The sequence below is a fragment of the Nocardioides agariphilus genome, from assembly GCF_015352445.1.
Lineage (GTDB): Bacteria > Actinomycetota > Actinomycetes > Propionibacteriales > Nocardioidaceae > Nocardioides > Nocardioides agariphilus.
In genome coordinates this window covers 78,853-104,973 of record NZ_JADKPO010000004.1, presented here as the reverse complement: position 1 = coordinate 104,973, position 26,121 = coordinate 78,853, and the positions used below count along the sequence as shown (strand labels likewise).

General features: G+C 70.1%; 16 protein-coding genes. 11 read left to right on the top strand and 5 right to left on the bottom strand.

Going from position 1 to position 26,121, the window contains the following annotated elements:
* From dapA to ISU10_RS04460, 3 genes are all read left to right on the top strand, one after another.
* Window positions 1-900 (top strand): 4-hydroxy-tetrahydrodipicolinate synthase, encoded by a 900-nt coding sequence (gene dapA / locus ISU10_RS04470; RefSeq protein WP_194695169.1) that lies wholly within the window; start codon window positions 1-3, stop codon window positions 898-900.
* 12 nt (window positions 901-912) lie between these two features.
* On the top strand, window positions 913-2,604 hold the full coding sequence (locus tag ISU10_RS04465; protein WP_194695168.1) for a ribonuclease J: 1,692 nt from the start codon (window positions 913-915) through the stop codon (window positions 2,602-2,604).
* Between the two features lie 93 nt (window positions 2,605-2,697).
* Window positions 2,698-3,303: a hypothetical protein gene (locus ISU10_RS04460; protein WP_194695167.1), complete on the top strand. Its 606-nt coding sequence runs from the start codon at window positions 2,698-2,700 to the stop codon at window positions 3,301-3,303.
* Window positions 3,304-3,408: 105 nt separating this feature from the next.
* Here ISU10_RS04460 and ISU10_RS04455 read toward each other — a convergent pair whose 3' ends face one another.
* Both ISU10_RS04455 and ISU10_RS04450 read right to left on the bottom strand, forming a co-directional pair.
* Window positions 3,409-4,995 (bottom strand): HAD-IB family hydrolase, encoded by a 1,587-nt coding sequence (locus ISU10_RS04455; RefSeq protein ID WP_228499514.1) that lies wholly within the window; start codon window positions 4,993-4,995, stop codon window positions 3,409-3,411.
* Entirely contained in the window at window positions 4,985-7,285 is a 2,301-nt protein-coding gene (locus ISU10_RS04450) for a glycerol-3-phosphate 1-O-acyltransferase (RefSeq protein ID WP_194695165.1), read from the bottom strand. The genes ISU10_RS04455 and ISU10_RS04450 overlap by 11 nt, the downstream gene beginning before the upstream one ends.
* A gap of 166 nt (window positions 7,286-7,451) precedes the next feature.
* On the opposite strand from ISU10_RS04450, the gene ISU10_RS04445 reads away from it, so the two are divergent.
* From ISU10_RS04445 to ISU10_RS04420, 6 genes are all read left to right on the top strand, one after another.
* Entirely contained in the window at window positions 7,452-10,034 is a 2,583-nt protein-coding gene (locus ISU10_RS04445) for an FtsK/SpoIIIE family DNA translocase (RefSeq protein ID WP_194695164.1), read from the top strand.
* Entirely contained in the window at window positions 10,027-11,925 is a 1,899-nt protein-coding gene (locus tag ISU10_RS04440; RefSeq protein WP_194695163.1) for a helix-turn-helix domain-containing protein, read from the top strand. The genes ISU10_RS04445 and ISU10_RS04440 overlap by 8 nt, the downstream gene beginning before the upstream one ends.
* A 191-nt stretch (window positions 11,926-12,116) precedes the next feature.
* The gene (locus ISU10_RS04435) at window positions 12,117-13,070 is read left to right on the top strand and encodes a hypothetical protein (RefSeq protein WP_194695162.1); all 954 of its coding nucleotides are present in this window, start codon (window positions 12,117-12,119) and stop codon (window positions 13,068-13,070) included.
* Window positions 13,071-13,194: 124 nt separating this feature from the next.
* Window positions 13,195-14,589, top strand: coding sequence for a 30S ribosomal protein S12 methylthiotransferase RimO (gene rimO, locus ISU10_RS04430; protein WP_194695161.1), 1,395 nt, complete (start codon window positions 13,195-13,197; stop codon window positions 14,587-14,589).
* On the top strand, window positions 14,586-15,197 hold the full coding sequence (pgsA, locus tag ISU10_RS04425; protein WP_194695160.1) for a CDP-diacylglycerol--glycerol-3-phosphate 3-phosphatidyltransferase: 612 nt from the start codon (window positions 14,586-14,588) through the stop codon (window positions 15,195-15,197). The genes rimO and pgsA overlap by 4 nt, the downstream gene beginning before the upstream one ends.
* A 128-nt stretch (window positions 15,198-15,325) precedes the next feature.
* The gene (locus ISU10_RS04420; RefSeq protein ID WP_194695159.1) at window positions 15,326-17,890 is read left to right on the top strand and encodes a bifunctional metallophosphatase/5'-nucleotidase; all 2,565 of its coding nucleotides are present in this window, start codon (window positions 15,326-15,328) and stop codon (window positions 17,888-17,890) included.
* A 61-nt stretch (window positions 17,891-17,951) separates the two neighbouring features.
* Here the strand turns inward: ISU10_RS04420 and ISU10_RS04415 are convergent, their stop codons facing one another.
* Complete coding sequence (locus tag ISU10_RS04415) at window positions 17,952-19,730, bottom strand: glycoside hydrolase family 15 protein (RefSeq protein ID WP_194695158.1); 1,779 nt, start codon at window positions 19,728-19,730, stop codon at window positions 17,952-17,954.
* 18 nt (window positions 19,731-19,748) lie between these two features.
* Between ISU10_RS04415 and ISU10_RS04410 the strand changes: the two genes are divergently transcribed.
* Together ISU10_RS04410 and ISU10_RS04405 are read left to right on the top strand one after the other, a co-directional pair.
* Window positions 19,749-20,282: a CinA family protein gene (locus ISU10_RS04410; RefSeq protein ID WP_370864736.1), complete on the top strand. Its 534-nt coding sequence runs from the start codon at window positions 19,749-19,751 to the stop codon at window positions 20,280-20,282.
* Window positions 20,283-20,334: 52 nt separating this feature from the next.
* On the top strand, window positions 20,335-20,646 hold the full coding sequence (locus ISU10_RS04405; protein ID WP_194695156.1) for a helix-turn-helix domain-containing protein: 312 nt from the start codon (window positions 20,335-20,337) through the stop codon (window positions 20,644-20,646).
* 7 nt (window positions 20,647-20,653) lie between these two features.
* Here ISU10_RS04405 and ISU10_RS04400 read toward each other — a convergent pair whose 3' ends face one another.
* Together ISU10_RS04400 and ISU10_RS04395 are read right to left on the bottom strand one after the other, a co-directional pair.
* Window positions 20,654-21,457: a DNA-formamidopyrimidine glycosylase family protein gene (locus ISU10_RS04400; protein ID WP_194695155.1), complete on the bottom strand. Its 804-nt coding sequence runs from the start codon at window positions 21,455-21,457 to the stop codon at window positions 20,654-20,656.
* A gap of 6 nt (window positions 21,458-21,463) precedes the next feature.
* Complete coding sequence (locus ISU10_RS04395) at window positions 21,464-26,068, bottom strand: ATP-dependent helicase (protein ID WP_370864733.1); 4,605 nt, start codon at window positions 26,066-26,068, stop codon at window positions 21,464-21,466.
* Window positions 26,069-26,121 lie beyond the last annotated feature (53 nt).

Genomic DNA, 26,121 nt, shown 5'->3' with positions numbered 1-26,121 from the left:
ATGACGATCCACGCCTCTGGTCCGCGCTTCGGCCGGATGCTGACGGCGATGGCGACCGCCTTCCACGACGACGGCTCCGTCGACCTCGACGGCACCGCTCGGATCGCGGCCCACTTGGTCGACCACGGACACGACGGGGTCGTGGTCAGCGGCACCACCGGCGAGAGTCCCACTACGACCGTCGCCGAGGACGGCGACATCCTGCGTGCCGTCATCGATGCCGTGGGAGACCGGGCGACCGTCATCGCCGGCGTCGGCACCAACGCCACCGCCCACTCCGTCGAGCTGGCCCAGCAGGCCGAGAAGCTCGGCGCTGACGCGCTGCTCCTGGTCACGCCCTACTACAACAAGCCAGGGCAGGCCGGCGTCCTCCACCACTTCCGCTGCGTCGTCGAGAGCACCGGCGTGCCGGTGATGCTCTACGACGTGCCGGGCCGCACCGGCACCCAGATCGCGTTGGAGACCTACGAGGCCGCCAAGCAGTGGGACACGGTGGTGGCCGTCAAGGACGCCGTCGGCGACTACGCCCGGGGCGTGAGGATCATGGCCATGGGCTACGACCTCTACTCCGGCGACGACGCCGCCAACCTCGGCTGGCTGGCCCATGGTGCCCAAGGCGTCGTGTCGGTGGTCGGCCACGCAGCCGGTGACGAGATCGCCGGCATGATCCGCGACTTCGTGGCCGGGGACCACGCAGCCGCACTCTCGACGTACGAACGCCTGCTGCCGGCCAACGACGCGATCATGGGCGTGCCCAACTACGGTGCCACGACTGCCAAGGCATGCCTGCAGCTGCTCGGCGTGCTCGACAACCGCAACGTGCGCGGCCCGTTGGTGCCGCTCTCGGAAGACGAGGTGGCCGCCCTCCGCAAGGGTCTGGCCGCCTCACACCTGATCTAGCAAAGGAATCTCTTGAGTCATCCCCATCCCGAGCTCTCCGCACCCGCGCCCCTGGCCCCCGGAGGGCTGAGGGTCATCCCGCTCGGCGGCCTCGGTGAGGTCGGCCGGAACATGACGGTCTTCGAGTACGACGGGCGGCTGCTGATCGTCGACTGCGGCGTGCTGTTCCCCGAGGACCACCACCCTGGCGTCGACCTGATCCTCCCCGACTTCGAGGCCATCCGAGACCGGCTCGACGCCGTCGAGGCGCTGGTGTTGACGCACGGCCATGAGGACCACATCGGCGCGACACCGTTCTTGCTGCGTGAGCGCGAGGATCTCCCGCTCGTCGGGTCCGAGCTGACGCTGGCGCTGCTCGACTCCAAGCTGCGCGAGCACCGTCTCAAGGAGACCGTGCACCACGTGGTCAAGGAGGGAGACCGGCTGACGCTCGGTCCCTTCGACCTCGAGTTCGTGGCGGTCAACCACTCGATCCCCGATGCGCTCGCCGTCGCGATCCGCACCGGTGCCGGGATGGTGCTCCACACCGGCGACTTCAAGATGGACCAGCTGCCGCTCGACGGACGCATCACCGACCTGCGCGCCTTCGCCCGGCTGGGGGAGGAGGGGGTCGACCTCTTCCTGACCGACTCGACCAACGCCGAGGTGCCTGGCTTCACCACGCCCGAGCAGGACATCGGTCCCGTGCTGGACCGCGTCTTCCACACCAGCCAGCAGCGGATCATCGTGGCCTGCTTCGCCAGCCACGTGCACCGCGTCCAGCAGATCCTCGACGCCGCGGTGGCCCACGACCGCAAGGCGGCGTACGTCGGACGCTCGATGGTCCGCAACATGGCCATCGCTCGCGACCTCGGCTACCTCCACGTGCCGGCCGACGTGCTCGTCGACGTCAAGGAGCTCGCCGACCTGCCGCCCGAGCGTCAGGTGCTCATCTCGACGGGCAGCCAGGGCGAGCCGCTCTCGGCACTGAGCCGGATCGCCCAGCGCAACCACCAGCTGGTCCACATCGAGGAGGGCGACACCGTCATCCTCGCCAGCAGTCTGATCCCCGGCAACGAGAACGCCGTCTACCGCGTCATCAACGGCCTGGCCCGCTGGGGCGCCAACGTCGTGCACAAGGGCAACGCGCTCGTGCACGTCTCGGGTCACGCCAGCGCCGGCGAGCTCCTCTACTGCTACAACATCGTCCAGCCCCGCAACGTGATGCCCGTGCATGGCGAGATCCGGCACATGCTGGCCAACGCCGCGCTGGCCCGACGCACCGGCGTCCCGGCCGCGAACGTCGTCGTCGCCGAGGACGGTGTCGTCGTCGACCTGGTCCACGGCCAGGTGAGCATCGCCGGCAAGGTCGAGTGCGGCTACGTCTTCGTCGACGGCTCGTCGATCGGCGACGTGACGGAGTCCTCGCTCAAGGACCGCCGGATCCTGGCCTCCGAGGGCTTCATCTCGGTGATCGTGGTGGTCGACTCCGTGAGCGGCAAGGTCGCGGGCGGTCCCGAGATCCACGCGCGCGGCTTCGCCGAGGACAGCTCGACCTTCGACGAGATCAAGCAGCCGATCATCGACGCGCTCGACCGGGCCGCCGCCGAGGGCAACACCGACTCCTACCAGATGCAGCAGGTCGTACGCCGGGTCGTCGGCCGCTGGGTCAACCGCGAGCACCGGCGCCGACCGATGATCATCCCCGTGGTCATCGAGGCGTAAGAACTGGCATCTGTCCGCTCATCTCGGACCGGCGTAGCGTCAGGCGCTGACCACTTCAGCGGGAAGCGGCCTCTCGGCAGTCAGGAGGCAGCCATGTTCATCCAGGTTCTGCAAGGTCGGTGCACCGATGCCGATCGCCTGCGCAAGCAGATGGATCTGTGGGACGAGACGATCGCCGGCGGGGCCGACGGGTTCCTCGGCAGCACCGGCGGGGTGACCGACGACGGCACCGCCGTGGCCGTGGTCCGGTTCGAGTCGCGCGCGCACGCCGAGGCCAACTCGGCCCGCCCCGAGCAGGACGCGTGGTGGCGCGAGACCGCCACCTGCTTCGACGGTGAGCCGAGCTTCGCCGACTACGACGACGCGGTCGCCTGGCTGGGCGGTGGGTCCAACGATGCCGGGTTCGTGCAGGTGATGCGCGGCAAGGCCGCCGACGCCGATGCGTTCCGCGCCTTCAGCCAGCAGCCGATGGACGGCCTGAGCCAGATGCGCCCCGAGATCATCGGCGGCACGACCGCGATCGCCGACGACGGCGACTTCACCCAGACCATCTACTTCACCTCCGAGGCCGCGGCCCGCGAGGGCGAGCAGAAGCCGATGCCCGCCGACGTCGAGGCCGAGCTCAAGAAGGCCATGGGCGACATGAGCGGCACCGCCTTCTACGACCTCCGCAACCCCTGGTTCAGCGGCACCGCCTGAGGGTACGAGCGAGCTTGTAACGCGGGGTTGTGCCCTCTGCCCACGGGACTGGACGCGTGGGCAGAGCGAATAACCCCGCGTTACAAGGGGGTCAGGTCTACGGCGTCAGGTCGTACGGCGGCGGGTCGAGGCGGACTTCTTGGTCACCGTCTTCTTGGCGACGGCCTTCTTCACCGGGGCCTTCTTGGGGGCGGCCTTCTTGGGGGCGGCCTTCTTGGGGGCGGCCTTCTTGGGGGGTGTGGGGGTCTTGGGGGCGGGGCGGGGTTCGCCGGGCCAGTGGGCCAGGGTCTCGGCGAACATCTCCTGGACCTCGCGGGTCTTGTTGCGCACCTGGTCGGCCGGCCAGGCCGAGACGTCGATGGGCGGCAGCACGGCGACCTGGACGGTGCCGGGCTTGATGGTCAGCGAGTCACGCCACATCAGCTCGCCGGCGTTGCGGATCACGATGGGTACCACCGGCACCCCGGCCTCGCGGGCCAGGTGGAAGGCGCCGGTCTTGAAGTCGCCGAGCGTCGGTGTCAATGACCGCGTGCCCTCGGGCGCGATCACGACCGAGATGCCGTCGTTCAGCTTGGCGACCGCTGGTGCCAGAGCCTCGCGCGGGTTGCCCCCGCCTTGACGGTCGACGAACGCGACTCCCGCGAACTTGAACAGTGGCCCGAACACGGGGTCCTTGGTCAGCTCCTGCTTGGCCACTCCGGTGAAGTCACGCCGCAGCAGGTGGCAGATCACGAACACGTCGAGCTGGCTTTGGTGGTTGAACACGAACACCGCGGGCCGCTGCTCCCATACGTGCTGCTCGCCGATGATGTCGAGGCGTACGCCGGCCAGCGCGAGGGAGTACTCCGAGGACAACGCCATGATCGAGGAGATCGCCGTGCGTCGGCTGCCGTTGAGCAGCCCGAACGCCGCGCCGGTGCCGATGCCGGTCAAGATGCCGCCCATGGCAGCGGCCGACCTCGCGATGGTGGCCACGCTCGGCAGGCCCCGGCTGCGGAAGTCGAGCACCGGCCAGCCGTGCTCCGTGGCGTGCTCGCGCAGCTTGTCCTCCGGCGTCGTGGCCGCCGGGAAGCCGACCTGGCTGAGGAAGTCGATGTCCTCGTCGCCGTTGGAGTAGGCGTAGCTGGCGGCCAGGTCGATGTCGTGGAGCTCACCGAACTCGCGTACGGCGCGCGCCTTGCCGGCCCGCCACAGCGTGGGTCCGTCGGCTCGCCCGGTGAGGATCCCGTCCTCGCCGGACTCGAGGGCAGTGCTGAGCACGTGGTCGATGCTCAGGGTGCGCGCTGCCGCCTCGAGCTGGAAGCGCGTGGCAGACGAGGCGAGCACGACGACGTGGCCCATCCGGTGGTGGGCCTGCACGAGCTGCCAGGCCTCTGGATAGACACGCGCTGCGAGCTTCTTGGCGAACACCCGCTCGCCGACCGCCGTCACGTCGTCCTCGTGGTGCCCGTCGAGGCCGGCGAGCCCGATCGCGACCAGCTTCTCGAAGTCCTCCTCGGTCTCCACCCCGCGCAGGGCCAGGGCGGTCGTGCGGATGGCCTCCAGCGGGCCGACCTTTCCGCTGCGGATCCGGTCGAGGTAGAAGTCGACGGCCGAGAACCCGTGGATCAAGGTGCCGTCGAAGTCGAAGAACGCGGCGACCTGCGGGCCCTCGGGTCCGGAGTAGACCTGCGCCAGGCGCTCAGACAACAACACCAGTGACCTCCGCTCGGTTGGCTGCGTCCAGCGACTCGATGAGCTGGGTGCGCTCGATCAGGCTCGTGACGAACTCCAGATGCTGGGTACGTCGGCGCTGCAGGTCGTCGAGCGACTGTCCCTCGGCTGCCTCGAGCAGCCCGAAGTTGGCCTTGAGGTCGAGCGCGGAGTTGAACAGCTCGCGCGAGACCGACTCCGGTGAGTGCAGTCGGCGCTGCAGCAGCATCTGCTGACCGATCCGGTCGCAGTCCTCGAGCAGTGCGGCCCTGTCGACCGGCGCCGCAGGGTCGCAGTGAGCCAGGCGGTCGGCGACGACGAGCTGCGCGTCGAGGAAGGAGCGCAGCACGCGGTGGGCCATCAGCACCCCCGACCCGCGCAGCGCCTCGGACGCGTCCGACGCGCCGGGTGCCAGCAGGTCGAGCTCCGTGCGCAGCTCGGACTCGAAGGTGTCACGGTCGGGGAAGAAGAACTCGAACTTCAGCAGGTCGCGGATCCGCTTGGCCTCGGTCCAGCCCGTCAGCCAGGGGTTGTCGGTGTCTTGCTGTGAGGTCCACAGCACCGAGAGCTCGATGATCGCGCGGTTGACGAACCAGTGGATGGCGTTGTTGCGGTAGAAGGCGGCGACCAGGTGCTGGCCGCGCTCGACGGCGTAGACGGGTTCCTCGCCCTTGTCGTAGACGGTGACGACCTTGGCGCGCACCAGACCGGTGAGCACCGCGCCCAGCTGGACCGGGTCCTGCAGTCGCTCCAGGCCCATGCCCGGGAGCCCTCGCGCCTCGATGTAGGCCAAGACGGGCTCGAGGATCCGCTCGATCTGGCTCAGCGTCAGCGACTGGTCGCGAACGCCGAGCAGGGTGAGGGCGAGCAGCCCGTTGGCGGTCAGGGGGGAGGTCTGGTTGATGCCGACCGCGACCTCGAAGGCGATCTTGTGCAGAGCCGCGCGTTGGTCGTCGTCGGAGGCATCCGAGGGGGGCAGCCAGGAGCGGATCGCGATCGGCTTACCGAAGCGGACGTAGGCAGATCCGCCGTGGGTGTTGCGCTGGGTGCGGGCGTACTCGGCCAGCCAGCGCAGGCCCTCGGCCTGCTTCTTGCCGCCCGACTGCTCGGCGGCCATCTTGGTGACCTCGTGGAGGCGGTCGTAGGTGATGGAGGTGGGCACCAGGTAGACGTCGTCGACCCGGCCGGCCTGCACCGCCTGGGCGACGTAGCGGAGCAGACCGTAACGCGGGCTGCGGATCTTGCCGGTGCGCGAGCGGCCGCCCTCGAAGTACCACTCCAGGTTGAAGCGCTTGGCCAGCAAGAACGCGAAGTACTCCTGGACGACCGCCTTGTAGATCTCGTCGTCGCCGAAGCTGCGCCGGATGAACACGATGCCGGCCCTGCGGGCCAGGTCGCTGATCGGCCAGATGCGGAGGTTGTTGCCGCCCATCACGTGGTTGCGCGGGAAGTCGTTGCGGGCGAGCACGTCACCGAGGACCAAGGTGTCGACGTAGGAGCGGTGAGCCGGCAAGAACACCAGGGCGTAGCGCTTGTTGAGCTCACGGAGCCGGGCCAGGCCGGACTGGTCGGCGACCACCTGCCAGGTGGAGGAGTGGAGCGGCTCCATCATCGCGTAGAACATGTCGACCGCGGCGCGGCTCTGGACGGCGACCAGTTCGTCGAGGCACTCCTCGGCCTTCTCGAGCCCTTCGGCGAGGGTCAGCCCCATCTCACCTGCGACCTCGGCTATCTCGTCGCGAAACTCCTTGCGCGCCAAGATCTCCTCGCTGACCGCGTGGGGCACCTTGTAGCGGTTGCCGATCTCGGCGCGTTCGTCGCGCTCGAGGGTGACCACCGCCGAGCGCCGGACGAACGCCCCGAAGGCGTCAAGGTCGGCCTCGTCCGATGCGTCGCCGTCGACGCCGGTCGTCTCGCGGAACCGCTTGCGCAGCTCGCTGAGAGTGGCGGGCTCGCCGGCCAGCACCCGGCGCCGGCCGGGTGAGAGCGCTGCCAGTCGCCGCGAGAGCCACGTGGCCGGCCGCTTCGGCGTGGCCAGCAGCGCGAGCTCGGAGATGCGCGAGCTGCCCTTGCTGCGCTCGACCGTGGGCAGCCAGGCGACCCGGACCGGCACGACCAGCGCGTCGTCGTAGGACGCCAATGCAGCGCCGAGCCCGTCACCGGTGCCCGTCACGGCGTCGAGCACGACCGTGACGGGCGGGTCCTGCTCGCGGGCCCACTCGTCGATGACGGGGCGCTCGACGGATGCGGCGTCCACCGCGACGGCGATGACCGGGGACGGTTCGCTCACACCTCTCCTCACCACGACGAGGCCACATCATCGCAGAAACCAAGGGCCCCGCCAGCGGTCTGGCGGGGCCCTCGGGCCGAGGCATCGCGCGGCTGGACCCGGGACACGCGCGGCAAACGCCGTGTGGTCCGTGTGACTGGTGTGACGTTGGCATACGTTTGGTTCCATGGCGACCCGTACGTCTTCCCCGCCGGGTTCGCGGAGCAAGAGCACGTCCACGTCCGGCCGCACCAAGGCCGGACGCGGAGGTTCGAGCACCCGAGCGCGGAGTACGACCACCAGCCGCAAGCGGCGGTCCTCGAGCAAGCGCGCGCCCACGCGCACCCGTCGGCCGGCGCCGCGCGCCGTCCGCAGCGGTCCCGGGCCGGTGTTCCGCGTGTTCGCGGCCCTGGGGCGGGGCGTGGCGGCAGTGTGGCTGGGCATCGCGCATGCTCTCGGTGCCGTGGCGCGGTCGATCGGACGCAGCGCCCGCGACCTCGACCCCGAGCAGCGTCGCGACGGCGTCGGCCTGTTCGTCATCGGGCTGGCCGTCGTCGCCGCGGCCGCCGTCTGGTGGCAGCTGCCGGGTGCGGTGATGGAGACCGTGCGCACCGTCGTGGCCGGCTCGGTCGGCAAGGTCGGCTGGCTGGTGCCGCTGATGCTCGTGCTGATCGGCTGGCGCAACATGCGCGACCCCGAGCGCAACGGGCCGGCCGGGCGTCAGATCGTGGGGTGGGTGGCCCTTGGCTTCGGTGTCCTCGGCATCGTCCACATCGCCAACGGAAGCCCCCAGCCCGAGCTCGGCGACGCGACCGACCTGCAGGGAGCCGGCGGGGCCGTCGGCTTCGTGGTGGCCAGCCTGCTCCTCGACCTGTTGCGTACGCCGTACGTCGTGGTGCCGCTGCTGGTGCTGCTGTGCCTGTTCGGCATCCTCGTCATCACCGCGACCCCCGTCTACCAGGTGCCGCAGCGGCTGGCCGCCCTGCGTGACCGCCTGCTCGGGCGCACTCCCCCCGAGGCCTCGGACGACCTCGAGGGCGAGCCCACCCAGCCGATCCGGGTGTCGCGCTCCCGGCGCTCGCGCGTCGGCTCCATGGTCGACACCGGCTCCATCGACCCCACCATGGGTGATCCCGCCTACGACTCGCCCGTGCTGGAGGACCGTGAGGTCCGCAAGCGCAGGGGGAAGGCCGACGCCGACGCCACCGCGGAGGTGGCGGCTGTCGATGGTGAGCTCGAGCCGCCGCCCCACGCCCCGCTGCCCCAGCGGGTCGAGCAGCTCGCGCTGTCCGGCGACATCGCCTACACGCTGCCGGGCAACGACGTGCTGCGCGCCGGCTCGCCGCACAAGGCGCGCTCCAAGGCCAGCGACGACGTGGTCGAACGCCTCACCCAGGTGATGGAGGAGTTCGGCATCGACGCCCAGGTCACCGGCTACACGCGGGGCCCCACCGTGACGAGGTACGAAGTCGAGGTCGGCCCGGCCGTCAAGGTCGAGAAGGTCACCGCGCTGTCGAAGAACATCGCCTACGCCGTCGCCTCGGCGGACGTGCGGATCCTCTCGCCGATCCCGGGCAAGTCCGCGATCGGCATCGAGATCCCCAACGTCGACAAGGAGATCGTGTCGCTCGGCGACGTGCTGCGGTCCGGCACCGCGCGTTCGGACCACCACCCGCTGGTGGTCGGGCTGGGCAAGGACGTGGAGGGCGGCTTCGTGGTCGCCAACCTCGCGAAGATGCCGCACCTGCTCGTTGCCGGCGCCACCGGCTCCGGCAAGTCGAGCTTCATCAACTCGATGATCACCTCGCTGCTGATGCGCTCGACTCCCGACGAGGTACGCATGATCATGGTCGACCCGAAGCGGGTCGAGCTGAACGCCTACGAGGGCATCCCGCACCTGATCACCCCGATCATCACCAACCCCAAGAAGGCCGCCGAGGCGCTGGCCTGGGTCGTGCGCGAGATGGACATGCGCTACGACGACCTGGCCAACTTCGGGTTCCGTCACGTCGACGACTTCAACAAGGCGGTGCGTGCCGGCAAGGTGCAGGTGCCACAGGGCAGCGAGCGCGAGCTCACGCCGTACCCGTACCTGGTCGTCATCGTCGACGAGCTGGCCGACCTGATGATGGTGGCGCCGCGCGACGTCGAGGACTCGGTCGTCCGCATCACCCAGCTGGCGCGGGCAGCCGGCATCCACCTGGTGCTCGCGACCCAGCGGCCTTCTGTCGACGTGGTCACGGGTCTGATCAAGGCCAACGTGCCCTCGCGGCTGGCGTTCGCCACCTCGTCACTGGCCGACAGCCGCGTCATCCTCGACCAGCCGGGCGCCGAGAAGCTGGTCGGCCAAGGTGACGGACTGTTCTTGCCGATGGGCGCCTCGAAGTCCGTACGCGTGCAGGGCTCGTGGGTGACCGAGGCCGAGGTCCACCAGGTGGTCAAGCACGTCAAGGGCCAGCTGACACCGACCTACCGCGAGGACGTCACCGCACCGGCGGCGTCCAAGCGCGAGCTCGACGACGACATCGGCGACGACATGGACCTGGTGATCCAGGCGGTGGAGCTCGTGGTGTCCACCCAGTTCGGCTCGACATCCATGCTGCAACGCAAGCTGCGCGTCGGCTTCGCCAAGGCCGGCCGGTTGATGGACATCCTCGAGAGCAGGGGAGTGGTCGGCCCGAGCGAGGGCTCCAAGGCCCGCGACGTGCTGGTCAAGCCCGACGAGATCGACGGTGTGATCGCGACACTCCAGGGAGATACCGATGGCTGACGAGACCGCACCCACCACCCGGCCCGAGCAGTGCGACGACGAGCTCGTCGAGTTCGACGTGCCGACCGACTTCGGGCCGTTGCCGCCTCCGGTGAGCACCGAGCCCGAGGAGACAGGCGAGTCGGGCGAGTCGGGTGATACGGGCGACGAACCGGCCACCCTCGACGTACGACGGCGCGCGAGCCTGGCCGCGTTCGTCGGCGTGGTCGCCGGCGGCGTTGCCATCGCCTACCTGGCCAGGGCCGTCGACACCGGTGCCGTCGGCGACTGGGCCGTCTGTGCCCTGATGGGCCTGGTATCCGTGGCCTACCTGGCCGCACTGCTCGACGCCCGCACGCCTCTGCTGGTCGCCGACGAGCAGGGGGTGCGGTTGCGGATGGGCCGCTCGTGGGTGGGCCTGACCTGGGGCTCCCTGCGCAGGGTCGAGGTGATCGGGCGCCGCGGCCTGCAGGACGGACGTCTGGTGCTGGTCCCGCGCAACTCCTCGCGAGTGCTGGAGCAGGCAGACGCCGGGGCGCGACGGGCCGCGAGGCTTGCGCGCCGACTGCACGGTGCGCCGTTCGTGGTGCCGCTGACGCTGGCCACCCGCGTGCTGCGCTCAGCCGATCTCGGGACCGGGATCGTCGCGCCGCTTCGATCGCTTGCCGACGGACGCACCGAGATCGTCGCCGGCCCGGTGGGGGAGTCGGCCGACGGGATCGAGCCGCCCGAGGACGTGACCGACCACGAAGGGCCGTTGGGTCAGGTGGAGACTCCGCAGCCACCGCGTCGGTGGACCCACCCGGGTCCGGTCATCGCCCACGGCATCGGCATGGTGGCGGCTCGCCTGCGCTCACGACCTGACGTCGACACACCCGGCGCCGATGGTCCGTCCCTGATCCCCGACCCGGTCGTGGCCAGCGCTACGCCGAGTCCGCTGCGCGAGCCGGTGGCGGGTCGTCGTACCGAGGTCACGCGCGACCTGCCGCGTGAGCAGGTGGCCGGTGCCAACGCGCTGAAGGCCGACGCGTCCTACGACGACGACGCGACCCGCCAGCTCCCCGAGGCGCTCGAGCTGCGTCGTCCGGGCTCGGTCGACCTGGAGGTCGAGGGCTGGAGCAGCTATGGCGCCGACGTGCGGCCGATCGTGGTCACCGGCGACCTGCTCGAGACGATCGTGGTCGACGACTTCGCCATCGAGCCGGCCGAGGAGCCGGTGATCGGGGTGGAGTTCGCGGCCGCGCGCGGCCGGTTGGGTCTCTCCGTCGACCAGCTGGCCGAACGCACGCGGATCCGCCCTCACGTGATCGAGTCGATCGAGGTCGATGACTTCGTGCCCTGCGGCGGCGACTTCTACGCCCGCGGCCACATCCGCACCCTGGCTCGGGTCCTCGGCGTCGATGCCGCACCGCTGCTGGCGTCCTACGACGAGCGGTACGCCGACGCACCGGTCAATGCGCGGCGCGTCTTCGAGGCGGAGCTGGCCCACAGCGGTGGCATCCGTGCCACTCGCGGCGGACCCAACTGGTCGGTCCTGGTGGCGGCCGTGATGGCCCTGGTGCTGGCCTGGTCGATCGCGCGCCTGGTCATGGACGCACCGGTGGACCTGCGCGACCAGCCCGTGCTCAACGGCTCCGGCGGCCCCCACCAGCAGGGTGCGGCTGCTGCCGCCAAGGTCCCCGTGGTGATCTCTGCCCCAGCATCCGGCGCGCGCGTCATCGTCCGCGACGGCGAAGGTTCGGTCGTATTCACCGGGGATATCGCCTTCGGTGCGTCCAAGACCCTCTCGGTCTCACCTCCCGTCCGCATCCAGGCCACCGACGGCTCGGTCACCGTCACCGTCGACGGCGAGGACCGCGGCGCCCTCGGCAAGGCCGGCTCCCCTGGTTCCGGGACGTTCGTAGTGCGGTGACGGCTGGCTCCAGGGATTACCCGGTGGGCCGGGTAATCCCTGGGTTGTCGGCCAATGCATGTCGTGCCAACCCAGAGAAATGGCCGACAACTCTGCCCTGCTGAGAACGACGTCTGCGCGCACGAGCCAGTTGTCCGCAGGTAGGGGCTCGGTCCGAGCGAACGGTCGCCCGTCTGACCGACGATGTCGCCGTGGAAGATGTGCTGTGGGAGTGCTGTCTGCGCGGTGACGGGTTTCTGCGCCGCGAGATTCTCGGGCTGGGCTACGACGACAACGCCATCGCCGCGAGGCTGAGGTCCAAGCACTGGGTCAGGGTCCGACAGGGCGGCTACTTCTACACCGATCTGTGGAGGCAGCTCGACGAGGTCGGACACCATCTCGTCCGCTCTCGGATGGTGTCGCGCACGTGTCGTGTCAGCCATGCGCTCTCACACACGACGGCAGTGCTCCATCACGGTGCGGCGACCTGGGGACTCGACCTCTCCGAGGTCCATCTCACCCGCGACGACGGTCGATCCGGACGCTCTGCAGCCGGGGTTCGCCAACATCGCGGACTCCTTGCCGATGCCGACATCGCCGACGTGGGTGGTCTGAGGGTCACCTCACCGGTCAGGGCGGCCCTCGAGCTGACCACGGTGACCGACACCGAGCGGGCGCTGATCCCGATGGACGACATGCTCCATCGGCTGGTCTTCTCTCAGAGCGATCTGGCCGAGATGGCGAGACGGATGAACTTCTGGCCCAACTCGCTGGCGATGGACCTGGCGGTCAGGCTCAGCGATCCCAAGTGCGAGTCGCCGGCTGAGACGCGATTTCGCTACCTGTGCTGGTGCATGGGGTTGCCCGCGCCGCAGTCGCAGGTGGAGATCAGGGATGCGTCGGGCCGCCTTATCGGCCGGGTCGACTTCGCGTGGCCGCAGTTCGACACGTTCGTCGAGATCGACGGCCTCACGAAGTACTCCGGTGGTCCGAACCAGCTGGGTGAGGCGCCGTCCGCCGTCGTGGTCCGCGAGAAGCGCCGCGAAGACCTGATTCGTCAGGTGACGAACTGGCGGTGCCTCAGGTTCGTCTGGGCAGACCTTGATCGCCGCGAACGGACCGCCGAAGCCGTCCGGGCAGCCTTCCGGGCGAGCCAGCGTAGATAGGTCGCGTGACGTTGTCGGCCGGATCTTTGGGTTGGCACGGCAAGCATTGGCCGACAACCCACGGATTACCCGGCCGGCCGGTGATTCCCTGACCGCCCCCGCCAGACGGCATACTCGGAGGCCTATGTCCACATCCGTCGCGCTGGTGACCTTGGGTTGTGCCCGCAACGAGGTCGACTCCGAGGAGCTGGCCTGGCGACTTGCGGCGGGTGGCTTCACGCTGGTCGAGGACCCGGAGGCGGCGGACACGGTCGTGGTCAACACGTGCGGGTTCGTGGAGCAGGCCAAGAAGGACTCCGTCGACATGCTGCTCGAGGCGGCCGATCTCAAGGCCAACGGCCGCACGCAGAAGGTCGTGGCCGTGGGCTGCCTGGCCGAGCGCTACGGCGCTGACCTGGCTGCCAGCCTTCCCGAGACAGACGCGGTCCTCGGCTTCGACGACTACCCCGACATCGCCGCTCGGCTCCGGGGGATCCTGGCCGGCGAGCAGCACCAGCCGCACACGCCTCGCGACCGCCGGCAGCTGCTACCGATCACGCCTGTCGAACGCTCCGCGACGATCCAGACCTCGGCGCTCAGCGTCCCGGGGCACGCGCCGGCCAGCCTGCGTGTCCGGCTCGACCGGGGACCCACCGCCAGCCTCAAGCTGGCGAGCGGCTGCGACCGCCGCTGCTCGTTCTGCGCCATCCCCAGCTTCCGCGGCTCCTTCGTCAGCCGTCGCCCGACCGAGGTGCTCGACGAGGCGCGCTGGCTGGCCGGCCAGGGGGCTCGCGAGCTGTTCCTGGTCAGCGAGAACTCCACGTCCTACGGCAAGGACCTCGGCGACCTGCGCCTCCTCGAGTCGCTGCTGCCCGAGCTCGCCGCCGTCGAGGGCGTCGCGCGGGTGCGGGTGTCCTACCTGCAGCCGGCCGAGACGCGGCCCGGACTGGTCGACGTACTCGCCAAGACGCCTGGGGTCACGCCGTACTTCGACCTGTCCTTCCAGCACGCCAGTGGGCCGGTACTGCGCCGGATGCGTCGCTTCGGAGACTCGATGAGCTTCCTGGGGCTGCTCGACCGCGTGCGCACTCTCAACCCCGAGGCGGGGGTGCGCTCCAACGTCATCGTCGGCTTCCCCGGTGAGACCGAGGCCGACCTCGAGGTGCTCTGCGACTTCCTCGTCGCGGCGCGCATGGACGTGACCGGGGTGTTCGGCTACTCCGACGAGGACGGCACCGAGGCCGCGCGCTTCGACGACAAGCTCGACGACGACGAGGTGCGCGCCAGGGTCTCCCACGTCACGGCGCTGGTCGAGGAGCTCACCGCCCAACGTGCCGAGGAGCGGATCGGCGAGACCGTCGAGGTGCTGGTCGAATCGGTCGACGGCACCGAGATCGTCGGCCGGGCGGCCCACCAGGGCCCCGAGGTCGACGGTACGACGACGCTGCTGGTGGACCGTCCGGTCGTGGTGGGCGACCTGGTCACGGCGACAGTGACGGCGAGCGAGGGTGTCGACCTGGTGGCTGAGGTGGCGCGATGACCAACCCCGAGGCCAGCAACTGGAACCTGCCCAACGTGCTGACGGCACTGCGCATCGTGATGGTGCCCTTCTTCGGGTGGACGCTGCTCCACGACGGCGGTGACTCGGTCTTGTGGCGAGCGGTCGCCTTCGCGCTGTTCGTCGGGGCGATGATCACCGACAAGATCGACGGCGACATCGCGCGCAAGCGCAACCTGGTCACCAACTTCGGCAAGATCGCCGACCCGATCGCCGACAAGGCGATCACGGGCATGGCCTTCATCGGTCTCTCGGTCGTCGGCGACATCTGGTGGTGGGTGACCATCGTCGTGCTGCTGCGCGAGTGGAGTGTCACCTTGCTGCGCCTGTCGATCCTCAGGCAGGTCGTGGTCGCCGCCGCCCAGTCGGGCAAGGTCAAGACGGTGCTGCAGGCGATCGCGCTGTCGACGCTGTGCCTCCCGCTGCGCCAGGTCAGCGGCGAGCCGTGGGAGACCCTCGGCGAGATCCTCTTCTACCTCGCCCAGGTGATGCTCGCCGGTGCGGTGGCGATGACCCTGTGGTCCGGCTATGAGTTCTTCCGCGACGTGTGGCGCCAACGAGGCAACATTCGCCAATCAGCGGGGCGCTGATTCGTTACCTGTTGGGTGGGTCGACGGGTGGACCTGCGGGGTTAGGGTGACGCGACATCACCCTTGTCCGGGGTGAGGGGGGCTTGCTTTCGGGGGAGCTTCCTGCCCTCTCGACCGTAAGGAACCGCATGTCCACCAACCCGCGGCGTATCGCCGCCTTGACCAGTGCCGCGCTGGCGTTCGCCGGCCTGGCCGTGCTGGCACCGTCTGCCCACGCGGCCTCTCCTGTCGACATCCAGATCATCGGGTCCAACGACTTCCACGGCCGCCTCCAGAACGAGACCGGCTCGCTCGTGCCCGGTGCGGCGGTCGTGGCGGGCGCCGTCAAGCAGCTGCGCACCGAGAACCCCAACACCATCTTCGCCGCCGCCGGCGACATCATCGGGGCGACGCTGTTCGACTCGTTCATCGACAAGGACAAGCCCACCATCGACGCGATGAACGAGGCCGGCCTCGACGTCTCCTCGGTGGGCAACCACGAGTTCGACAAGGGCTACGACGACCTGGTCAACCGGGTGATGAAGCCGTACGACGCGACCACCAATCCGCAGGGTGGTGCCAACTGGCAGTACCTCGGCGCCAACGTCAAGATGGCGTCCGACGGCTCCGACGCGCTGGCGCCCTCCTGGGTCAAGACCGTCGCTGGCGTGGACGTCGGGTTCATCGGCGCGGTCACCGAGGAGCTGCCCTCGCTGGTGTCGCCCGACGGCATCGCCATGCTCGACATCACACCGATCGTCGCCGCCGTCAACCAGGAGGCCGATGACCTGAAGGCAGCCGGTGCCGACGTGATCGTGCTGCTCGTGCACGAGGGCGGCCAGACGTGCGACGACGTCGCGCTGCCAACGACACCGTTCGGTGCCATCGTGGCCGGTGTCAACAGCAACGTGAACGCGATCATCTCCGGCCACACCCACCAGCGCTACGACTGCAACATCGACGGACGGCCGGTGGTCTCGGCGGGTCAGTACGGCACGTACCTGGACAAGCTGGTCTTCACGGTCGACGCTGACACGGGCGAGCTGCTCGGCACCACGCAGTCGATCCTGCAGCTCAAGGCGGCCAACGCCGGCCCGTTCAACTACCCGGAGGACACCGCCACCGCGGCCATCGTCACCGCTGCCCACGACGCGGCTGCCACGCTCGGCTCGGTCAAGCTCGGGGAGATCGCCGCGCCGTTCGCGCGAGCGACCTTCGCCACCGACGCGGAGAACCGTGGTGGCGAGTCCACCCTCGGCAACCTGGTTGCCGAGGTCCAGCGCTGGGCGACGTCGACCCCGGAGCGTGGGGCTGCGCAGATCGCCTTCATGAACCCCGGTGGCCTCCGCACGGACATGGTCGGCGACGCCGGCCCGTTCCCGAAGGGGATCACCTACGCACAGGCGGCCAACGTCCAGCCGTTCGCCAACACCCTGGTGAACATGGACCTGACCGGCGCCCAGATCAAGGCGGCGCTCAACCAGCAGGTGCAGCCCGACGCCGCGTCGCGCAGCTTCTTGAGGCTGGGGGTGTCGAAGGGTTTCGAGTACACCTACGACCCCGACACCCTGACCGTCGACCGCATGTGGCTCAACGGCACGCCGATCGACCTGGCCGCGACGTACTCCGTGACGGTGAACTCGTTCCTCTCGGCCGGCGGCGACAACTTCAGCGCCTTCGCCGGTGGCACGAACAAGAAGGACACCGGCATGGTCGACCTGCAGGCGATGGTCGACTACATGGACGAGTTCGCCAACACTGCCGAGGGAGATGCTCCGCTGCCGATCAGCTACAGGCAGCAGGCCATCGGCGTCGACTTCCCAGACGACGCCCCGGCGACCTACCGAGCCGGCAGCGCACACGTCCAGTTCGACCTCACCTCGCTGTCGATGACCGAGGTCGGAGCAGTGACGGACGACAACGTCACCGTGAGGCTGGGTGGCACCACGCTCGGCACCTTCCCGGTGGAGACGGTGCGGACGACGCCCGTCGTCCTCAACGGGACCGCCAAGAACACCAACGACGAGTCGGGCACTGCCTCGGTCGACGTGGTCCTGCCGGCGCTGACGCCGGAAGGTACGTCGACACTGGTCGTCGAGGGCAACAACACGGGCACCAGCTTCGAGGTGCCGGTCGAGGTCTCGCCCAAGGCGCCGACCACGGTGGCCGGAGCGGTCGACCAGTACACGTACGGCAAGGAGGGGCTGCTCAAGATCGCCGTCAGCCGCGACACCGCAGACGGCGACGTCCAGGTGTTCGACGCCAACGACGTGCTTGTCGGCACTGCCAGCCTGACCGCGGGTCGCGGCACGCTCGTGCTCCCGGCCAAGCGGTTCAAGCCGGGCGTCAACACGCTGCGGCTCGAGTACCTCGGCACCGGCTTCTTCGCCCCGTCCACGGGCACGGTGACCTTCCGGGTGCTCAAGGCCACGCCCAAGGTGAAGGTCAACGTGCCCAGCACGATCGACCGGTCCGAGGGTGCCAAGGTCCGGGTGCGCGTCGTGGCTCCCGACGGGATCCCGGTCAGGGGCAGGGTCCGGCTGACGGTCATGGGCACCGCCCAGTCGATCACCGCACGGCTGAGCGGCGGCAAGGTCGTCATCGACTTCCCGCACCTCGGCAAGCTCGGTACCTACCGGGTCAAGGTGAAGTACCTCGGCAGCCCGCTGCTCACCACGGCTCGCACCATCGTGCGGATCAACCTGGTGAGGTGACCTAGCCCCGAGCTCGACGCCCACGGCCCGTCCCGCACCCGCGGGGCGGGCCGTCGGCCGTTCAGCGCACCGCGCGGGCCGCCGTACGCAGCCGGAACGCCGCCTGCACGAGGGTCAGGTGACTGAAGGCCTGCGGGAAGTTGCCGACCATCCGTCGGTTCACCGGGTCGTACTCCTCCGACAGCAGGCCGACGTCGTTGACCAGTCCGACCAACCGGTCGAAGAGGGCATGCGCGTCGTCGAGACGGCCGGCGGCGGCGTAGGCGGACACGAGCCAGAACGAGCACGCGAGGAACGGGTGCTCGCCACCAGAGAGCCCGTCGACGTCGGTCTCGGTGCGGTACCTCATGAGCAGACCGTCACGCATCAGGTCCTGCTCGATGGCCTCGATCGTTCCGAGCATCTGCGGATCGTCCCCGGCGATGAAACCGGTCAGGGGGAGCACCAGCAGCGAGGCATCGACCTGGTCGGTCTCGTCGTGCTGGGTGAAGGTGTTCCGCTCGGTGTTGAAACCACGCGTCATGACCTCCTCGCGCACCCGGTCTCGGGCCGCGCGCCAACGGTCCACCGGACCTTCGAGCCCGTCCTCCTCGACGGCCCGCACCGCGCGGTCGAACGCCGCCCAGACCATCACCCGCGAGTGGGTGAACCGGCGTTGCGGCCCGCGGATCTCCCAGATCCCGTGGTCGGGCTCCTCCCAGGTGTCGACCAGTCGGTTGACCAGCGACCGCTGGAGGTCCCAGGCGTACGGGTCGTCCTCGAGGCCCGCTCCGCGCGCGGCCGCGAGAGCGATCATCACCTCGCCCAGGACGTCGGCCTGCTTCTGCTCCACAGCCGCGTTTCCGATGCGCACCGGGCGAGATCCGGCGTACCCGGGCAGGTGGTCGAGCGTGTGCTCGGGCAGGTGTCGGGCGCCGTCGACGGCGTACATGATCTGGAGGTCGTCCGGATCGCCGGCGACGGCACGCAGCAGCCAGAGCCGCCAGAACCGCGCCTCGTCGGTGTAGCCCGCGTCGATGAGCGACTCGATGGTCAGGGCTGCGTCGCGCAGCCAGCAGTAGCGGTAGTCCCAGTTGCGCTCGCCACCGAAGTCCTCCGGCAACGAGGTGGTCGGCGAGGCCACGATGCCTCCGGTCTGCTCGTGGGTCATCAGGCGCAAGGTGAGCAGCGAGCGGCGTACGGCGGCGACGTGCGGCACGTCCTCATGGCAGCGTGAGGCCCACTCACGCTCGTCGGCGATGGTCTCCATGATCGGGGGGTCTGCGCCGGCAGGGGTGCGCTCGTAGGACGGGACCCAGGTCATGGAGAACGTCAGGGTCTGCCCCGCCTCGACGTCGAACTCGTCCAGATGGCGGCGCTTGTCGCCGACGGGCAACCGGCTGCCTCGCAAGATCAGCTTGTCCGGCCCGGCGACGGCCGTGATCGTCTCCTCACCACGCAGGTCACGGCGCCGGACCCACGGGATGATCCGGCCGTAGTCCATGCGCACCACCCACTCGTGCCGCAGTCGTACCTTTCCGCGGATACCCGTGACCACGCGCACCACGTCCGACCGCTTGTCGCCGGTCGGCATCACGTCGAGCAACGTCACCGAGCCGTCGTCGGTGGTGAACGTGGTCTCCAGGGCCACCGAGTCGTCGACGTAGCGCCGGCTCACCTCGTAGTCGGCGGTCGGGCACAGCTGCCAGTGGCCATGACTGTCGTCTCCCAGCAGCCCGGCGAAGCACGCCGGCGAGTCGAAGCGCGGCAGGCACAGCCAGTCGATGGAGCCGTTCTTCGCGACCAGCGCGGCGGTGTGACGGTCACCGATGAGGGCGTAGTCCTCGATCGGCAGCGCCATGTGAGGAACAGTAGCCTCGTGCGCCTCGCCTCCCGCTCCGCCCGTACGGGTGACCTTCCCGCCGCGCGGACTCTCGAAGTACTGCGCGCGAGGGGAGCGACGCTCGCCACGGCAGAGTCCTTGACCGGTGGGCGCCTGGCCTCGCTGGTCACGGCGGTGCCCGGCGCTTCGGACGTCTTCCGGGGCGGGGTGGTGGCCTACGCCACCGACGTGAAGGTCGAGGTACTCGGCGTGCCGGTCGCGGTTGTCGAGCGCTACGGGGTGGTCTCGCCAGAGTGTGCGAGCGAGATGGCCAGGGCCGTCCGGGCACTGATGGGAGCGACCTACGGGCTGAGCACCACAGGCGTTGCCGGTCCGGACTCCCAGGAGGGGAAGCCGGTGGGCACGGTGTACGTCGGGCTGGCCGGTCCCGACGGGTCGACGGCGGCGGTCGCGCTGGAGCTGGTGGGGGATCGTGCGGCCATCCAGGACCGGACCTGCCTGGAGGCCCTCGACTGCCTGGTCCGCACCGTGCAGGGGGAATTGCCGGGGGAAGAACCAGCCCTCCGGTAGCGTTGGGCCCACGGTCCGCTCGAAGCGGCGTGCACGACAGGAGGGTGAGCGCATGGTGCTGTTCCGTCGATTGCTCGGCGACGTGCTGCGCGACAAGCGCACCCAGCGCGGTCTCACCCTGCGTGAGGTCTCGGCAGGTGCCCGGGTCAGCCTGGGCTACATCTCCGAGATCGAGCGCGGCCAGAAGGAAGCCTCCTCCGAGCTCCTCTACTCCCTGTGCGACGCTCTCGAGGTGCCGTTGTCCGACGTTCTTCGCGAGGTCTCCGACGCCGTCGCCATCGAGGAAGCCGCCGCGGCGCTGACCTCCCTCGAGCCCATCCGCGCACGTGGCCGCGCCGGTGAAGTCGTGGCTTCGGCCGCGTGAGCCTGGCTCACCTCGGCGGCTGGCACGAAGGACACCAGTAGGCCGCACGCTTGCGGCCCTCGTCACCCAGCTCTGCGTAGGCGATCGGTGACCCGCATCTGAGGCAGCGCTCGCCTGGCTTGCCGTAGACCCACAGGCTCTTGCCCCTGCGCTTGTCGCCCGTCGTGGCGATCTGGGGGAGGAGCCTGTTCTGGGTGAGCAACTGGTGGGCCAACCGGACCATCCGCAGCGGGTCGGCAACCACGCCGACCGGTGAACGGGGGTCGTAGCCGGTGAGGAAGCACAGCTCGGTGCGGTAGATGGTCCCGATGCCGGCGAGGTTGCGCTGGTCGAGCAGGGCTTCGCCCAGCGGCCGGTCCGGGTCGGAGGTGAGACGCCGGACCGCCTCCTGCTCGTCCCAGTCGGAACCCAGCAGGTCAGGACCGAGATGACCGACGACCTGGTGCTCGTGTTCTCGCAAGACCAGCTCGACGACGCCCAGCTGGAAGCCGACGGCCGTCCTCTCGGCGACGTCGAGGACCACCCGCGCCCGGTGGCCGGGCTTGCTCCAACGCTGGCCGCGGTCGTAGATGCGCCAGGAGCCCTCCATCTTCAGGTGGGTGTGCAGTGTCCACGCTCGGCCATCGACCTCGGCGGCGTCGATGCGGGTGAGCAGGTGCTTGCCTCTCGAGACGGTCTCGGTGACCGTGGCACCGGAGAGGTCGGTGGTGGCGATCGCCGGAACCCGGAAGTCGGTGCGGGTCAGCACCCGGCCCGACAGGGCTCGGTGCAGGTTGCGGGCGGTCCGCCAGACCGCGTCCCCCTCGGGCATGCAGGCTCAGGCTCGCAGCCGAAGCCCACGCGGGGTCGAGACGAAGCCGGCCGCGCTCAGTGCCAGGCGCAGAGGAGTCAGGCCCGACCCGAGCAGCTGCTCGCCATCAGCGCGCTCGACCGTGATCCGACCGAGTGCCCCGCGGGTCGCGGCCTCGGCGAGCGCGAGGGCAGCGGGCTCGAGATGGCCCCACCCGCCGGACTCGTCGGGCCAGGTGAGCAGCGTCTTGCCGCCGCGCTCGACGTAGAGGGACAAGGCCCCGTCGACCAGCACCACGAGTGCGCCGGCCTTGCGACCGGGACGATGGCCGCCGCCCTCGACACCCTCGGGCCGCTCGGGTCGCTCGGGCCACGCAAGCGCCGCGCCGTAGGGGTTGGCCGGATCGGTGGCTGCCAGCGCAAGAGCCACCGGCTTGGCGTCGACGGGCACCTCGCCGAACGTACGGAGACGGTCGACTGCTCCCGACGTACTGAACTGGGCGGCACCGAGGCCGCCCACGAAGTAGCCGCGACGGCAGCGTCCGGTCTCCTCGAACGCCGAGAGCACCTTGTAGACGGCGGCAAAGCCTCCTGGTACGCGCTCGCTGGCCACCGCGCCCCGGGTGACGACGCCGTGGCGGTCGAGCAGACGCTCTGCCATCGCGTGGGCGCGACGCGTGGGGTCGTCGTCGAGCGCTGGCAAGATCGCCCATCGGCCAGCTGTCTGGGGTGGTCCACCACGGCTGGGCATCCGGGCCCGACCCGGCACGGTGGTGCGGGTGCGGGCCGGCGCCTGGCGGGTGCGGTGGGCGGTCTTGCCGCCACGGATCAGGGCACGCAGCGGCGTGAGCGTGTCGTTGGTGACCCTGCCCGCCCAGACCAGGTCCCAGAGGACGGCGGCCAGGCCCCGGTCGTCGGTGCTGTGCAGCTGCTCGGAGAGCTGGCGGAAGAACCAGGCTCCACCCGGCGCGAGCGCGTCGAGCACGGACTGGTGGAGCTCCGAGTGCTCCAGAGGGGTCGGTGGCGCGAGTGTGAGCGGCGCCTGGTCGGCCAGGTGCAGCGCGACCCAGCCGTCGTTGCCCGGCAGGTCACCCTGCCCCGCCCAGATCACCTCACCGGAGGCGGTCAGCTCGTCGAGGTAGGCGGGTTCGTAGTCACGGACGCGGGCTGCGAGCACCAGCTGCTCGAGGGCCGAGGCGGGCACCGGCGCCCCGGCCAGCTGGTCGATCGCGGTGAGCACACCGTCGACCCCGCGCAACCCCCGCCGGCCGCCGGGACTCGCCTGCGCGACGGACTGCCAGGCCGGGAGGAAGCGGGCGAGTGCCCGGGGTTCGACCGGCTCGACCTCCTTGCGCAACCGGGCCAGCGATCGCCGCCGCAGTCGTCGGAGTACTTCGGCGTCGCACCACTCGCTCGTGGTGCCGGCGGGCCGGAACTCGCCGTCGAGGACGCGACCGTGGGCGCCGAGGCGTTGCAGCGTGTGGCGGGCGACGGCGGCGCCGACGCCGAGCCGGGCCGCCAGGTCGTCGACGGTGAAGGGCCCGTGGGTGCGGGCGTATCGAGCGACCAGGTCGCCCAGCGGGTCGTCGACGGGTTCGGTGAAGGCGTCGGGCGTGCCGGGAGGCACGGGCACTCCGAGAGCGTCGCGCAGGCGTCCGATGTCCTCGACCGCGCTCCACCGTGGGGCGCCCGCCATGCGGACCTGAGCTGCACGCCGGGTGTCGGCCAACCGGGTCAGGCACTCCGCGACGTCGGTGCCGGGCACACAGCGCGCGGTGACCTCCTCGACGCTCAGCGGGCCCAGCAGCCTCAGCAGGTCGGCGACCCCCTCGACGTCGCGGGCCTGACGCTCAGGCGTCAGGCGCTGGAGCTCGGCCTCGACCTCGGCGAGGACGTCGGGGTCGAGCAGCTCGCGCAGCTCGGCACGGCCGAGCAGCTCGGCGAGCAGCCCTTGGTCGAGGCTCAGGGCGGCTGCTCGGCGCTCGGCGATGGGGGAGTCACCCTCATAGACGAACTGGGCGACGTAGCCGAACAGCAGCGTGCGCGCGTAGGGAGACGGCGTCTGGGTCTCGATGTCGCTGACGCTCACCTCGCGCCGGTCCAGGCGCCTCATCAAGTCGAGCAGGGCGGGCAGGTCGTAGACGTCTTGGAGACACTCGCGCACGGCTTCGAGCACGATCGGGAACGAGGGGTACTTGGTGGCCACCTCGAGCAGCTGGGCGGCACGTTGCCGCTGCTGCCACAAGGGGGAGCGGCGTCCGGGATCGCGCCGAGGCAGCAGCAGCGCGCGGGCCGCGCACTCCCGGAAGCGCGCGGCGAACAGAGCCGAGCCGCCCACCTCGTCGGTGACGATCTGCTCGATCTCGTCGGGCTCGAAGACCACGACCTCACCCGAGGGAGGCTCGGCATCGGTGTCGGGGATCCGGATCACGATGCCGTCGTCGGAGGCCATCGCCTGCCCGTCGATGCCGTAGCGCTCGCGCAGCCGCGCGTTGATCGCCAGCGCCCAGGGTGCGTGCACGGGGGTGCCGTAGGGCGAGTGGAGGACCAGCCGCCAGTCGCCGAGCTCGTCTCGGAAGCGCTCGACCAGCAGGGTCGTGTCGCTGGGCAGGTGGCGGGTCGCCTCGACCTGTTCGTGGACGTAGGTCACCAGGTTGCCGGCGGCCCACTCGTCGAGCCCGGCCTCGGCTGCGCGTGCGGTCGCCTGGGCCGCGGGCAACGCAGCCAGCTCTCGGGTGAATCCACCGATGGCCTCGCCCAGCTCGGCCGGCCTGCCGAGCGTGTCGCCCTTCCAGAAGGGCAGCCGGCCAGGGATGCCGGGCGCAGGGCTCACGATCACCCGGTCGTGGGTGATGTCCTCGATCCGCCAGCTGGTGGCGCCGAGGGCGAAGATGTCTCCCACCCGGGACTCGTAGACCATCTCCTCGTCGAGCTCGCCGACGCGACGGCCTGCGCCCTCACCGACCAGGAAGACGCCGAAGAGGCCGCGGTCGGGGATCGTGCCACCGCTGGTGACGGCCAGACGCTGAGCACCGGGTCGACCCGTGATGGTGCCGGTCACGCGGTCCCAGACCACGCGTGGGCGCAGCTCGGCGAACTCGTCGCTGGGATAGCGACCGCTCAGCAGGTCAAGGGTGGCCTCGAAGGCGCTGCGCGGGAGCTGGGCGAACGGTGCGCTGCGGCGCAGGAGGTCGTAGAGGTCGTCGACCTGCCAGGGATCGAGCGCGGTCGCGGCCACGACCTGCTGGGCCAGCACGTCGAGCGGGTTGGCCGGCACCCGCATCGACTCGATCGCCCCAGCGCGCATCCGCTCGACGGCCACCGCAGTCTGGGCGAGGTCGCCTCGGTGCTTGGGGAACAGCACGCCGCGCGAGACCTCACCGACCTGGTGACCGGCACGGCCGACCCGCTGTAGTGCGCTGGCGACACTCGGCGGCGACTCGATCTGGACCACCAGGTCGACGGCGCCCATGTCGATGCCGAGCTCGAGACTGCTGGTGGCCACGACGCACGGCAGCCGTCCGCGCTTGAGGTCGTCCTCGATAAGGGCTCGTTGCTCCTTGGAGACCGAACCGTGGTGTGCCTTGGCGATCACCACCGCGCCTGGATCGTCGATCGAGCTCGTCGAGACGCCCGACTGGGCCATCACCTGGGCCGGCGGCTTGCCGGACTCGCGCAGGTGGGCTCCCGCCCGGTCGGTGGCGATCTCGTTGAGCCGGGCGGTGAGCCGCTCGGCGAGCCGCCGCGAGTTGGCGAACACGATGGTGGATCGGTGCTGCTCGACGAGGTCGACGACATGCTCCTCAACGTGGGGCCAGATCGAGCCCGAGCGCCCGTCGTCGGCGTCGCCGTCGCTCTCGACGTGGTCGCCGTCGGGTGCGGTCATGTCCTCGACGGGTACGACGACCTTGAGGTCCCAGCGCTTTTCTGCCAACGGAGCCACGATGTCGACGGGCGCGTGGCCGCCCAGGAACCTCGCGACCTCGTCGAGCGGGCGAACGGTCGCGGACAGGCCGATCCGCTGGGCCGGCTTGTCGAGCAGCGCGTCGAGACGCTCGAGACTGACCGAGAGGTGGGCGCCGCGCTTGCTGCCGGCCACCGCGTGGACCTCGTCGAGGATCACCGTCTCGACGCCCCTGAGGATCTCGCGGGCCTGGGAGGTGAGCATCAAGAACAGCGACTCGGGGGTGGTGATCAAGATGTCGGGTGGCCGGCTGCTGAGCGCGCGCCGCTCCTGGGCCGTGGTGTCTCCCGAGCGGACGCCGACGGTGAGCTCGGGAAGGCTGTCGACCTCCAACCGGTCGGCCGCGTGCCGGATGCCGGCCAGGGGCGCGCGCAGGTTGCGCTCGACGTCGACGCCGAGCGCCTTGAGAGGAGAGATGTAGAGGACCCGGCACCGCTTCGACTTATCCGGCACCGGCGCCGTCAGTAGCCGGTCGATCGACCACAAGAAGGCCGCGAGCGTCTTGCCCGACCCCGTGGGCGCCACCACCAGCGCGTGACGCCCTGCCCCGATCGCCTCCCACGCCCCCTGCTGAGCCGTCGTCGGCTCCGCGAACGCGGCTGCGAACCACGCCCGCGTGGGTTCGCTGAAACGACTCAGAGCTGCGTGCACCCCGTCAGTCTTGCTCACACCACCGACACCTGGCCCCGGGCGGAATCACCCGGGCTCACCGGCGGACCGCC